This window comes from Peptoclostridium litorale DSM 5388, assembly GCF_900141635.1.
Lineage (GTDB): Bacteria > Bacillota > Clostridia > Peptostreptococcales > Peptostreptococcaceae > Peptoclostridium > Peptoclostridium litorale.
Genome location: NZ_FSRH01000014.1, coordinates 1 through 13,975, shown reverse-complemented (window position 1 = coordinate 13,975; position 13,975 = coordinate 1). Strand labels below are relative to the sequence as shown.

Genomic DNA, 13,975 nt, shown 5'->3' with positions numbered 1-13,975 from the left:
AATGGATGAAAGGTACAAAAAGGCCAACAGAATAACCATTATATCGATATATATAAACATATTCCTGTCAGTATTCAAGATAGCGGTTGGTGTACTGGGAAATTCAAATGCCATAGTTGCAGATGGATTCCACTCGCTGTCGGATGTCATAACATCAATAGGAGTGCTTGCCGGAATAGTAGTGGCAAAAAAACCAAGGGACGAGGAGCATAACTACGGCCATGAAAAGGCGGAAACGCTGGCGGCATTTGTACTTTCGTTGGTCCTTATTTATGCGGGGGTAAAGATAGGACTTGGCTCCATGAAACTCATGCTGCATCCCGAGAACATAAAGACCCCTTCATATATAGCATTGTTTGCCGCAATAATATCAATACTGATAAAAGAAGTCCAGTACAGGATAACTGTAAAAGTAGGGCGCGATATAAACTCAAAGGCGCTTATAGCTGATGCATGGCATCACAGGTCCGATGCGCTTTCATCTGTTGGAACGTTAATAGGTGTGGGCGGGGCTATAATGGGATACGGCTTTCTTGATCCGCTTGCGGGTATTATAGTGTCGCTTTTGGTTTTAAAGGTCGGGTTCGAAATATTAAAGACAAGCGCAAACGAGCTCATGGACACATCAGTGGACAAGGAGACAGAGTATGCAATAAGGGAAATATCTATTGGCGTTTACGGAGTGAAAAATATAAGTAGTCTCAGGACCAGAATACACGGTTCGATGGCATACGTTGACATAGCAATATGCGTCGACCCGAACATGAGCGTTTATGATGCCCATGATATTGCGGAAGATGTGCAGAACAAGGTGAGGACGCAGATATCTATAATAAAAGAGGTTGTGGTTCACATAGACCCCTGCAGAAGGGAACAAAAGCATGAAGGATGCCTGAAAATTCAGGACTGCAACAACCCATCATGTGAAGAAGGCTGCGGGAAAGTATATATAAATAAAAGTTAAAAGCAGATAATAGATGATACAAAAAAGCCAGACTGATGTCTGGCTTTTGCATTTGGTTATTTTAAAATAATATCGTTTATCTTGTATACGTCCCCGGCTCCCATGGTTATGACCATGTCATCAGGGGCTGCATTTTGGGTTATATGGCTTGCTATGTCCTCAAAGCTTTTCATGTATACAGCATTGCCTCCGTTTGAGGCTATCATGTCAACCAGGTCTTTGGCGTGGATATCGCCATTGTCCTTTTCCCTCGCCGCGTATATGTCAGGTACTATTATATTGTCTGCATCGGCAAAAGCGTGGGAAAACTCATCAAGCAAAAGCTTGGTCCTCGTGTAGGTATGGGGCTGGAATATGCACCAAAGCCTTCCTTTGCAAAAGTTTATAGCGGCTGAAAGGGTTGCCGAAATTTCAGTTGGGTGATGAGCATAGTCGTCTATGAATTGCACCCCGTTTAAATTGCCCTTTCGCTCGAATCTCCTGCCGACTCCCATATAAGTCTTTAGCGGAGTTGTTATTTCACTATCGCCAACGCCTGCGGCAATAGATGAAATTATTGCCGCAGCCGCATTCAGCACATTGTGCGTTCCCGGCACTGAAAGCGAGAACGGCCCGATCTCTTTGCCGTCCATGGATAGCGAGAAGGAACCCAGCCCCAAATCGTCAAAAGACACATTCTGTATTACCGCGTCATTTGAATCTGAAAACCCGTATTTTAAAATATTGGCGCCTATGTCGTTTGAATATTTGCTGAGCATATCCTTTATGTTTTCGTCATCACCATTTGCAATTACATATCCATTTGAAGGAACAAGCGATGCAAATTTGCCGAATGAAGATTTTATGTGTTCTATGTCCTTGAAGTAGTCAAGGTGGTCGGCATCTATATTTGTGATCACAGCTATTTGAGGATGGAACTTAAGGAAGCTGTCCACATATTCGCATGCCTCGGTTATGAAGTTTTGGGACTGTCCCACGCGCACATTTCCGCCTATGCAAGATAGATTGCCTCCTACAAGTATTGTAGGGTCGAGATTGCACGATTGGAATATTACAGAAACCATAGAGGTTGTACTTGTCTTTCCGTGGGTTCCGGAAATAGCTATGCAGTTAGTGTATTCCTTCATCAAAAGTCCCAGAAACTCCGCTCTATCAAGAAGCTGTATGCCTTTTTCAATAGCGCTTTTGATTTCCTCGTTTTCAGGTGAAACCGCAGCAGTATATACTACGGTATTTACATCCTCGCGGACGTTGCTTGATTTATGTCCTATGTATATGGTAGCTCCGGCGGATATTAGATTTCTTGTAATGTCGGATTCCCTGCAGTCAGAACCAGATACGCCAAAACCCTTGCTCAGGCATATCGTGGCAAGTGCGCTCATCCCGATGCCGCCGATTCCGATAAAGTGTATATTCATATTGATAACCTCCGCTATAAAAATAAAAGTGAACATTTTAGCTTGAACAAAGCAAAATTTTCGTATATAATGTAAAAGATTAATGTGATGCAGCCAGCAACACAGCTGGATGTATGCCAGAGAGTCTTTTAAATTATAGCATAAAAAGGCTCAAATATCATGATAATACTAAAACTTAAAATATAATATTTTTAGAATACACAATTTAAAAAGGAATTGAATTTTTAAGGAGGTTTCTTTAATGAAGTTCAAGAGAAATGAAAGAATTGGGGGTATAGTAAAAATACTTTCGGACAGCCCGAACAAGATTTTTACACTCAGTTATTTCACACAAAAATTTAACGCGGCAAAATCTACAATAAGCGAAGATATTCTAATAGTGAAGAATGTTTTTGAAAAGCTCAATCTTGGAAAGGTCATAACTATAGCGGGCGCGGCAGGCGGCGTAAAGTATATACCAAAGGTCAGCAGGGAAGATGCAAAGGAGCTTTTAAACGAGCTTTGCGAGCAGATAAACGATCCGGAGAGGATTCTTCCCGGGAAATTCCTATATCTTATAGACCTTATATACAGTCCGCAGATAGTATCAAAGGTCGGCAAGCTGTTTGCGTCATATATAGACTACAGTGAGGCGGACTGCGTTGTGACCATAGAGACAAAAGGCATACCGCTGGCCCTTGCAACTGCAAATGCCATGAATCTGCCGCTTGTCATAATAAGAAAAAACACAAAGATATCGGAAGGCTCGTCGCTGAGCATAAACTATGTGTCTGCGTCAAAAGAAAAGATACAGACAATGTCTCTTCCTAGAAAATCCCTTAAAGAAGGTTCGAAGGTAATACTCATAGATGATTTCATGAGAGGAGGAGGGACTCTGAAGGGAATGGAGGACCTTATGAAAGAATTCAAAGCTGATGTGGTCGGAAAGGGAGTTCTCATATCTACAGACACTCCTCAGGAAAAGCTTGTTGAAGGATGTATTTCTCTTTTGAGGCTAATAAGGATTGAAAATGATTCTGTGGAGACAATTCCAAATGAAGATGTCATAATGTAAAATAAAAGAGCATATGGGAAAAACAAGGGTGCAAATCTGGATTTTATCAGTTTGCACTCTTTTATTTTTCAAAAAAACAAAAATAAGAGTCAGAAAATTTAGAAGTTTCTTGAAGGATGGCGTAGTTTTTTGTAGAATGGTAAGTGTATAAATCTTTTTAATAATCAAACAATATACTGAGAAATCGACATGCCCGAGAGGAGTGACTGGCTTGAATATTACAGACATAAGAGTGAGAAAGGTAATTGAAGACGGAAAGATGAAGGGAGTTGTATCTGTTACTTTCGACGATGCTTTTGTAGTGCACGATATAAAGATAATAGAGGGGAAAAGCGGATTTTTTGTAGCCATGCCGAGCAAAAAGCTTGCAGAGGGAGGCTTTAAGGACATAGCACATCCTATAAATGTGGAAATGAGAACAGAGCTTCAAGATGCCATATTGAGAGCATATGATGAAGCCAAGAGCATTCAGGATGCTCCAGAAACTGTAGAAGTGTAACAAAGAGAACCCCCAGGGGTTCTTTTTTTTGCATGGAAATAAAAAAATGAATAATATATATTTAAAAGTGTACATTTTTTATAAAAAGTGCTATATTAGTTATGGAAATCCTTAAAATCCACGGTATTTTGTGATAAAGTATAGTTATATGTTCGCCTAAATAAGGGAGTGTTAACTGGTATGAAATTAAAGACTATTATACTTGCTGCGGGCAAGGGAACAAGGATGAAATCCGAGCTTCCAAAGGTAATACACAAGGTGTGCGGCAAAGAGATGGTAAACCATGTGATAACTGCTTCGTCAAAAGCCGGTTCGGCTGAAACTGTTGTCGTAGTTGGGCATGGAGCTGAAAAAGTCCAAAATGTTCTTATGGACGGCATTGCAACTGTAACACAGGAGCAGCAGCTGGGAACGGGACATGCGGTTCTGATGGCAAAAAAATACATAGATGACAACAACAGGGTTCTCGTGCTATGTGGAGATACTCCTCTTATAAATGTAAAAACCATATCGGATTTTGTGCATTTTCATGAGGATAACGGCTATGCTGTAAGCGTGCTTTCGGCACACATTGAAAATCCTTTGGGATATGGAAGGATAGTCAGGGATTCAAGCGGTGAATTTTTGAAAATAGTAGAGCAAAAAGACGCAAGCGAAGAGGAAAAGCGCATAAGCGAGATAAACTCAGGCATATACTGCTTTGAAGGAAAAGCCCTAAAGTCTGCCCTTTCAAGTCTTTCGAATGAGAATGCACAGGGAGAATACTATCTGACTGATGCAATAGAGATCATAAGAAGCCAGGGCATGAAGGCTGGAGCGTGCGACAGTGCATGTGAGCAGGAGATAATGGGAGTCAACGATAGAGTCCAGCTTGCAAAGGCTGAAATGATAATGAGAAAAAAAATAAATGAAGGACATATGGTATGCGGAGTTACAATAATAGACCCCGCAAATACGTATATAGAGTCTGACGTCGAGATAGGCAGCGATACAATAATATATCCCGGAGCCATAATATCGTCTGGCAGTTTTATAGGGAAAAACTGCATAATAGGTTCGGGCTGCAGGATAGAAGAGTCATTAATAGAAGATAGAGCAAGCATACAAAATTCAACCATAATAAAAAGCAAAGTCGGCGAGGAGACTACTGTGGGCCCTTATGCATATTTAAGGCCAAACAGCATAATAGGAAAAAATGCCAAAATAGGAGATTTTGTAGAAGTCAAAAACTCGACATTTGGAGACGGTTCCAAGGCATCGCATCTTTCCTATATAGGAGATGCAGATGTTGGAGAAGGAGTTAATATAGGATGCGGAGTAGTGTTTGTAAACTATGACGGCAAGAACAAGTTCAGGACTAATGTTGGTGACAATTCATTCATAGGATGCAATGTCAATCTGATATCGCCTGTAAATGTCGGTGACAACTCGTATGTAGCGGCTGGATCCACTATAGACAAAGATGTTCCAGCGGAGTCATTTGCAATAGCCAGAGAGAGACAGACTGTAAAAGAAGGCTATGTAAGTAGTGAAAAGTGGAAATTGAAAAGGTAAAATTTAGCATGTTTTTATTTTGAAGATATAGATTTTGGGAGGTTTTAAAAAATGAATTTTAATTGTAGTTGCAGCGAGATCAAGGTTTTCACGGGTAATTCCAATCCGGAGCTTGCTCAAAAAATAGCTCAGCTTGTGGGAGTTCCTGTAGGAGATGCTGTTGTATCTACTTTCAGCGATGGGGAAATTTCTGTAAATTTCAATGAATCGGTAAGGGGAAGAGATGTATTCTTGATCCAGTCCACAAGCGCACCTGTAAACACTAATATCATGGAGCTTCTTATAATGATAGATGCTCTAAAAAGAGCGTCTGCTGGAAGAATAATAGCGGTAATACCATACTACGGATATGCAAGACAGGACAGAAAAGCTAAGGCGAGAGATCCTATCACTGCAAAGCTTGTCGCAGATCTTCTTACAGCAGCAGGAGCAGACAGGGTTCTTACAATGGACCTTCACGCAGCCCAGATACAGGGATATTTCGACATACCTGTTGACCATCTTCTTGGAGTTCCTATACTTGCAGAGCACTTCAAAAGCAAGGGACTTGAAGACGTGGTTGTAGTATCGCCAGACCTTGGAAGTGTTACAAGGGCGAGAAATTTTGCAAATCACCTTGAAGCGCCTATAGCGATAATAGACAAGAGAAGGCCAAAGGCCAATGTTTCTGAAGTCATGAACATAATAGGGGACATAGAGGGCAAGAACGTAATACTTGTTGACGACATGATAGACACTGCAGGTACAATAACAAATGGAGCGAAAGCCCTTAAAGACCTTGGTGCAAAAGAGGTTTACGCATGCTGTACTCACCCGGTTCTTTCAGGACCTGCCATAGAGAGAATAAAGGATTCAGTTATAAAGGAACTTGTAGTTCTCGACACAATACCGCTTTCGGAAGACAAAAAGGCGGACAATATAGTGGTGGAGTCTGTAGCACCGCTATTTGCAGAGGCTATAAAGAAGATATTCCTAAACGAGTCCGTAAGCAAGCTTTTTGACTAATAAAATATTATCAATAGGCGCATTACTGGTAATGCGCCTATCTCTGATTCCAATAACAGGTCGCGACGAAATGAATGTGGCCTTTTTTTTTGTTTGGCAATATTAGGTGGGGAGGATATGAAATGTATGTTATTGTAGGGCTTGGAAACCCGGGAAGACAGTATGAGGGAACAAGGCATAACGTGGGTTTTGACGTTATAGATATACTGGCAGATGAAAATGGCATAGAACTGAAAAAATTAAAGCATAAATCGCTTGTAGGTGAAGGCCGAATAGCAGGGCAGAAAGTGCTTCTGGTAAAGCCACAGACGTACATGAACCTTAGCGGGGAGGCGCTTCTTGACATATACAACTACTACAAGGTAAGCCCTGAAGAGCTAATAGTCATATATGACGACATAGACACTGACCTTGGAAAGCTCAGAATAAGGAAAAAGGGGAGCGCGGGCACACATAACGGAATGAAGTCCATAATATACAACCTTCAGTTTGACACTTTTCCAAGGGTGAGAATAGGTGTGGGAAGGCCTGAAAAGGGGAGAGACCTGGCCTCGTTCGTGCTTTCGAGATTTGAAAAGGATGCTATGGAGGATGTGAAAAGCGTGCTCAAATCAGCATCACAGTCTGTAGAGGCGATAATAAAAGAGGGCGTAGACGCCGCCATGAACAAATTTAACAGTTGACAAAGGTGATGAAAAATGGCTGATATTTTTTTTGGCCCGCTGAAAAGATCTTATGAATTCAACAGAATGATCCAAGGAATACGGGAAGGCAATACGCCAATACATGCAAGCGGGCTTGTGCAAAGCCAAAAAGCCCATATGGCATGCGCTCTTTTTGAGCAGATTGAATGCAGGAGTGCATTGGTGGTTGCCTACAGCGAACTTGATGCAAAGATCATATATGAAGATGCCAGGTTTTATGCGGGGGAAAAAGCTGTATATATGCCATCGAGCGAAATGTTTTTCTACTCGATGGAGGCAAGAGACAGAAGTGAAGAAATAAAGCGGGTGCAGGCCCTTTCGAAAATTGCAAAAGGGGAAAGGTGCATACTCGTAGTAAGCGTAGAGGCCCTTCTTAAAAAGTATATTCCAAAGGACATTCTCATAAAAAGCATAATAGGCATAGATGCAAATGACACTTTGGATGTGCAGTGGATTTCGGCAAAGCTTTCGCGCATGGGGTATGAAAGGGAAGCAAAGGTTGAAGGAGCAGGGCAGTTCAGCGTAAGGGGAGGCATAATAGACATATTCTCCCCGGGATATGAATATCCAGTGAGGATAGAGCTGTTCGGGGATGAAATAGACTCGATGAGAAGTTTTGATCCGATAAGCCAAAAGTCGCTTGAAAAGATAAATAGCTTTGAAATACTTCCGGCAAGGGAAATCGTATATGAAGACCATAAGCCTCTTCTCGAGGGGGTAGAGGACGAAATTGCCGGTGGAAACGGCGAAGATGCACTGAGAAATATCCAGATGATAAGAGACGGGATATACTTTGAGGGAATTGAAAACTATGTCGACTATATATATGAAAAGCCGGATACTCTGATAAGCTACCTGCCAAAGGACTCCCTTGTAATAATGAATGAGCCTTCGAGGATAACGGAGCGCGAAAGAAACTACAGGGAGGAATTTAATGAAATATTCCTGAACTCCTTTGAAAAGGGGTATGCACTGCAGGGTCAATCGGATATTCTGCTCGGGGTTGAGGATATAATGGACGATGCTGATGACAGGCCTGTCGTACTGATGTCTATGCTGCCAAAGGACGTACGGGGATTTGGCAAATCCCTTTCGCTGAATTTTGCCGCGAGGGAAATCCACCCGTTTGGAGCCAAGAGGGACATGTTCATAAGCGAGCTCAAATACCTCAAGGACAAGGGGCACAGCATACTCATATCCATAGGAGACAAGGATGCGGCAAAGAACATATATGACATGGTTGAATCATCGGGACTGGCCTGCAGCATAGTCGAAAGGCGAGATGCTGATCTTAAGCCATCTCAAATAGCCGTGACAATAGGGGGTGTGGCGAGCGGATTCAGCTATACGGATGCGGCATTCACACTGATAACGGACAAGGAAGTGCTGGGAGCCCACAAAAAAGGCCAGGAAAAGCGCAAAAAGAAGATAAAAAACGCAAGGCAGATAGAAAGCTTCCTTGAACTTTCGACAGGGGACTATGTGGTTCACGAAAGCCACGGTATAGGCAAGTATGAGGGCATGAGCCAGCTCGCAGTGGGGGACATTAAAAAGGATTACCTAAAGATAACATATGCAGGTTCGGATTCGCTTTATGTTCCTACAGACCAGCTCGACAAGGTGCAAAAATACATCGGATCAGACGGGGAGCGGGTGAAGCTCAGCAAGCTTGGATCGAACGAGTGGAACAAGGTGAAAAAGAAGACCCAAAAGGCCGTGGAAGACATGGCAAAAGAGCTTGTAGAACTGTATGCGAAGAGGGAGGAGCGAAAAGGATACTCATTCGCAGAGGATACGACATGGCAGGGCGAGTTTGAAAACCTGTTCCCGTACGAGGAGACGGAAGACCAAAAAAAAGCCATAGAAGAGGTCAAAAGGGATATGGAGTCGGATCGGATAATGGACAGGCTCATATGCGGAGACGTGGGATATGGCAAGACAGAGGTCGCCATAAGGGCAGTATTCAAGGCCTGCATGGAATCGAAGCAGGTGGCGCTTTTGGTTCCGACTACGATACTTGCTCAGCAGCACTATGTAACTTTTGCCGGAAGGTTTGAAAACTTCCCTATAAGGGTCGAGGTGCTGAGCAGGTTCAAGACTGAAAAGCAGCAAAAGCAGATAATAGAAGATGCAAGGAAAGGCCTTGTAGATGTTCTAATAGGGACCCACAGGATACTCTCAAAGGACATAAGCTTTAAGGACCTTGGCCTTCTCGTCATAGACGAGGAGCAAAGGTTTGGAGTAAAGCACAAGGAAAAGATAAAAAAGGTCAAGGAGACTGTGGATGTGCTCGCGCTTTCGGCAACCCCCATACCGAGAACCCTTCACATGTCGCTCACTGGCATAAGGGACATGAGCGTCATAGAGGAGCCTCCTGAAGAGAGGCATCCTGTGCGTACATTCGTAGTGGAGGCCAAGGAAAGCATAATGGCAGACGCCATAGAACGTGAAATAGCAAGGGGCGGACAGGTGTTTTTCGTATATAACAGGGTGAACGGAATAGAGGACATCGCCGCAAAGATAAAAAGCATAGTGCCGTCTGCAAACGTGGACCTTGGACATGGACAGATGAGCTCGAGGCAGCTTGAAAAGGTAATGATGAGATTCCTTCAAAAGGAGACCAATGTTCTTGTATGCACCACTATAATAGAAACTGGAATGGATATATCAAACGCCAACACCATAATAGTGTATGATGCCGACAAGATGGGGCTTTCCCAGCTGTATCAGCTAAGGGGAAGGGTCGGAAGGTCGTCGAGGCAGGCGTATGCATATTTTGCATATGAAAAGGACAAGGTGCTGAGTGAGGTTTCTGAAAAAAGGCTCAAGGCTATAAAGGAATTTACAGAGTTTGGCTCAGGATTTAAAATAGCAATGAGGGACCTTGAGATAAGAGGGGCTGGAAACCTGCTTGGATCACAGCAGCACGGACACATGGCGTCAATAGGATATGACCTTTATGTGAAAATGCTTTCCAATGCAATAAAAAGGCTAAAGGGAGAAGAGGTTGTAAAAGAGGCTGATACCGAAATAGAACTGAAACTCGAGGCGTATATACCACAGGACTATATAGACGATGAGTCCACAAAAATAGAGATATACAAGAAGATAGCATCTATAGAAGACAAGAAGGACATGTATGAAATACAAGAGGAGATAGAAGACAGATTTTCTGACATACCTCTGCCGGTAGGGACGCTAATAATGGCTGGATATGCAAAGGCGCTGGGTAAAAAGCTAGATGTAAAGGCTATAAGATGGCGCGACGACAAGATATTGATAGAACCTTACTACATGTTCAGGCCCAAAGAAAAAAATCATTACAAATTGATTACAGAAATTGCCGAGGTAATGGAAAAGATGATAAAATAGACTATCATCATAAAACAGGAGAGGATGTTTTGATATGAAAAGGTTAATTAGTATTTTGACAATAGTTATTGTCATGTTTTCACTTGTGGCTTGCAATGGAGGCGCCCCAAAGGACGCAGTTGCAAAGGTGAATGACAAGCTCATAAAGTCGGCTGAATTTGAAAAGAATCTTGCGCTTGCTAAAAAGGGCTATGAGGCAATGTATGGAGAGGAAATCTGGACAAAGGATGCGGGGGAAGGAAAAACATTCCTTGAAGTAGTAAAGGCCCAGATACTGGACAAGATGATATCAGATGAGGTGAAATACCAAGAGGCGGTAAAGAAAGGCATAAAAGCTGAAGAGGCGGAAATAAACGATCAGATGGAGCAGTTCAAGCAGAACATAGAAAAAGATGAGCAGATAAAGAAATTCATGGAAGAAAACGGCATAGACGATGAGTTCCTGAAAGCGCAGATAGAAAAAGAGCTGATGGTTATGAAGTTTGAACAGGATTTCAAGGACAATTTCAAGGTGGAAGATTCAAATGCCAAGGACTACTATGAAAAGAACAAGGAAAGCTACAGGAATAACCAGGTAAAGGCATCCCACATACTTATAAAGACGGTGGACGGAAGCCTGAACCCTCTTGCGGAAGAAGAAATAGCCAAAAAGAAAGAGATTGCACAGGACATACTCAAAAAGGCAAAGGATGGAGAAGATTTCGCGCAGCTTGCGAAAGACTATTCTGAAGACGAAGGCTCGGCTCCAAATGGAGGAGACCTTGGCTTTTTCAAAAAAGGCGTGATGGTGCCGGAATTTGAAAATGCGGCGTTTGGACTTGAAAAAGGTCAAATGTCAGAACTTGTTCAGTCGCAGTTTGGATACCACATAATAAAGGTTTACGATAAAATTGACGAGACACCTGGATTTGAAGAGGTGAAGGAGTCGATTGTGGAGCAGATAAGACAAGACGAGTACGAAGGCTATATTGAAAAGCTAATGGAAAAGGCAAAAATAGAAAAGTATATTGAAGAAAAAAAGTAAAAAGACTAAAACTGATAGGCTCGGGCATAGACCCGAGCCTGTGTAAATTAAGTCTTTATAGGAGGAAATTTGGATGAAAAAAGATTCCTTTTTAAAAGGAGCCTTCATACTGGGCCTGGCAGGAATATTAGTCAAGGTCATGGGAGCGTTTTTCAGAATACCGCTTGTAAACATAATAACCTCTGAAGGCATGGGGTACTACTCTACGGCATATCCGCTGTATGTTCTCCTTCTTGTAGTATCTACAGCAGGTTTTCCAACGGCAATATCAAAGCTTGTATCCGAAAAAATTGCTTTGGGAGACAGAAGGGGTGCGCACAGGGTGTTCAAGGTATCATTCAGAGCGCTTATAAGCGTGGGGATCATAACATCGGCAATTTTGTTTTTCGGTGCGGATTTTCTAGTTGTGAGCTGGTTTAAAAACCCTAAGGCACTCTATTCTATGAAGGCAATAGCTCCAGCGCTGGTTTTCGTATCTGTAATGTCGTCATACAGGGGCTATTTCCAGGGGCTTCAGAATATGAAGCCTACAGCGGTATCGCAAATAATAGAGCAATTTTTCAGAGTTGGCCTTGGCCTTTTCCTTGCATTTTTCTTTTTGGACAAGGGAAAAGAGTATGCTGCTGCGGGTGCTTCATTTGGAGCTACTGCAGGAGCCGTATTTGGTGCGATATTCATGATAGGCATATACATGAGCAGTAGAAAAGACATAAAGGCAGAAGTTGAAAAAAGCACATTCGAACCTGAAGTTGAAGAAACGTCAGGAGACATTATAAAGAGGCTGCTTGGCATAGCTGTACCGATAACTATTGGTGCGGCTGTAATACCTATAATGACATTTATAGATACCGCCATAGTGATGAGAAGGCTTCAGGGTATAGGATTCAGCATTGAAGAATCATCAAGCCTTTACGGACAGCTTACAGGAATGGCGGCAACACTTGTAAACTTGCCTCAGGTTCTCACTGTAGCCCTTTCGATGAGCCTTGTGCCGATAATATCACAATGCATTGCTACAAAGAACATGCAAAAGGCAAAAGAACAGACACAAATATCAATGAAGGTTGCAAGCGTGCTTTCGTTCCCGGCGGCAGTAGGGCTTGCCGTGCTTTCAGTGCCGATAATGCAGATGCTGTTCCCGAACGAGCCTTCATCTACAGGGCAGATACTTCTTGTACTTTCATTTGGAGTAGTATTCCTTTGCTTTACACAGACATTCACAGGGATATTCCAAGGGATGGACAAGGCGCATGTACCGGTGATCAACCTTGCTATAGGCGCAGTGCTCAAAATAGTAATAAGCTATGTGCTTACCGGAATACCTGAGATAAATGTAAAGGGCGCAGCACTGGGAACTGTAGTGGCATATTCTGTGGCGGCCATATTGAACTTCATTCAGCTTAAAAAATATATGAATGTAGAGTTTAACCTTGTGGATTCCATAGTTAAGCCGTTTGCGGCATCTGCTATAATGGGCGCTGTCGTAAAACTGACATTCGGCATAATATATCCGGGTGTAGGGAACAACATGGCATGCGTAGGTTCAATAGGAGTGGGCATGGCTGTTTATGCGATACTGCTTTTCAAGGTCGGAATAATAACAAACAAAGAGATAATGACTCTTCCAAAGGGCAAAAAACTGTCGAAAATACTTGTGAAGCTAAGGCTGATAAGTGGAAATGACTGTTTGGCAGTAGATGAAAAAAGAGCATAACAAGAATACTTGTGTAAAAGAAGCCTAGCATATAAATGCCCCAGGCTTCTTTTTTATTTGTGGGAATAGATAACGGAGCGGTTGAAATACATGGGGTGCATATGAAAAAATTGACGCATGACAATGGCTTTATTATAGAAAAATTGATAATAAAACAAAAGGCGGACTGATTATAAAAAACACAAAATCGAAATATAATGAGGAATGATAAACCTAAAGTTCGAAGCTGAACGGACTTAATAGGTTTGTTTTTGGATAAAGTATAGATAAAAAAGATAAATTAAAAAAGTGATGAAAACCTGTTGACAGTATTTTAGAAAGTTGGTATAGTATTACTTGTCGCCGGACAGGGCACACGGCAAACAAGCCGAGAGCCAAAAGGACTTTAGCAGTATGTTGCAGTCAATCGAATTTCACTTGAAAATTCTCTTGGGCAACACTTGTATGAGACGTACATCTACTTGCTTCACAAGCAGTGTTACGGCTTCAAAAAAGTTCTTGACAGAATGAAAGCGACAGAGTAAAATAATAAGAGTCGCCAAGAGGCGGCGAACATTGAACCTTGAAAACTAAACAGCAAACCATAGACCGAATTTTTTCGGTCAAACCATGAAACAAACAGTCAGTGATAACTGTAATTTTACAGTTTGTCATGAGTCAAGAGGAT

The 13,975-nt window shown here is 42.2% G+C and carries 10 protein-coding genes; 9 read left to right on the top strand and 1 reads right to left on the bottom strand.

What is annotated here, in order from left to right; all coding sequences use genetic code 11:
• The first annotated feature begins 1 nt into the window (after position 1).
• Entirely contained in the window at positions 2-964 is a 963-nt protein-coding gene (locus tag BUQ87_RS12065; protein ID WP_074210108.1) for a cation diffusion facilitator family transporter, read from the top strand.
• Between the two features lie 56 nt (positions 965-1,020).
• On the opposite strand, the gene murC is transcribed toward BUQ87_RS12065, so the two are convergent.
• Positions 1,021-2,382 (bottom strand): UDP-N-acetylmuramate--L-alanine ligase, encoded by a 1,362-nt coding sequence (gene murC / locus BUQ87_RS12060; RefSeq protein ID WP_038267212.1) that lies wholly within the window; start codon positions 2,380-2,382, stop codon positions 1,021-1,023.
• A 241-nt stretch (positions 2,383-2,623) separates the two neighbouring features.
• Between murC and purR the strand changes: the two genes are divergently transcribed.
• The 8 genes from purR (at position 2,624) to BUQ87_RS12020 (ending at position 13,308) form a co-directional block, all read left to right on the top strand.
• Complete coding sequence (gene purR / locus BUQ87_RS12055; RefSeq protein WP_038267209.1) at positions 2,624-3,436, top strand: pur operon repressor; 813 nt, start codon at positions 2,624-2,626, stop codon at positions 3,434-3,436.
• 211 nt (positions 3,437-3,647) lie between these two features.
• The gene (gene spoVG, locus BUQ87_RS12050; RefSeq protein WP_038267206.1) at positions 3,648-3,935 is read left to right on the top strand and encodes a septation regulator SpoVG; all 288 of its coding nucleotides are present in this window, start codon (positions 3,648-3,650) and stop codon (positions 3,933-3,935) included.
• Between the two features lie 180 nt (positions 3,936-4,115).
• Positions 4,116-5,489, top strand: coding sequence for a bifunctional UDP-N-acetylglucosamine diphosphorylase/glucosamine-1-phosphate N-acetyltransferase GlmU (gene glmU, locus BUQ87_RS12045; RefSeq protein ID WP_038267203.1), 1,374 nt, complete (start codon positions 4,116-4,118; stop codon positions 5,487-5,489).
• Between the two features lie 51 nt (positions 5,490-5,540).
• On the top strand, positions 5,541-6,494 hold the full coding sequence (locus tag BUQ87_RS12040) for a ribose-phosphate diphosphokinase (RefSeq protein WP_038267199.1): 954 nt from the start codon (positions 5,541-5,543) through the stop codon (positions 6,492-6,494).
• Positions 6,495-6,616: 122 nt separating this feature from the next.
• Positions 6,617-7,177: an aminoacyl-tRNA hydrolase gene (pth, locus tag BUQ87_RS12035; RefSeq protein ID WP_038267196.1), complete on the top strand. Its 561-nt coding sequence runs from the start codon at positions 6,617-6,619 to the stop codon at positions 7,175-7,177.
• A 15-nt stretch (positions 7,178-7,192) separates the two neighbouring features.
• The gene (gene mfd / locus BUQ87_RS12030) at positions 7,193-10,570 is read left to right on the top strand and encodes a transcription-repair coupling factor (RefSeq protein WP_038267193.1); all 3,378 of its coding nucleotides are present in this window, start codon (positions 7,193-7,195) and stop codon (positions 10,568-10,570) included.
• Between the two features lie 34 nt (positions 10,571-10,604).
• Positions 10,605-11,594: a peptidylprolyl isomerase gene (locus BUQ87_RS12025; protein ID WP_038267190.1), complete on the top strand. Its 990-nt coding sequence runs from the start codon at positions 10,605-10,607 to the stop codon at positions 11,592-11,594.
• Between the two features lie 73 nt (positions 11,595-11,667).
• Positions 11,668-13,308 (top strand): putative polysaccharide biosynthesis protein, encoded by a 1,641-nt coding sequence (locus BUQ87_RS12020; RefSeq protein WP_052636312.1) that lies wholly within the window; start codon positions 11,668-11,670, stop codon positions 13,306-13,308.
• Positions 13,309-13,975 lie beyond the last annotated feature (667 nt).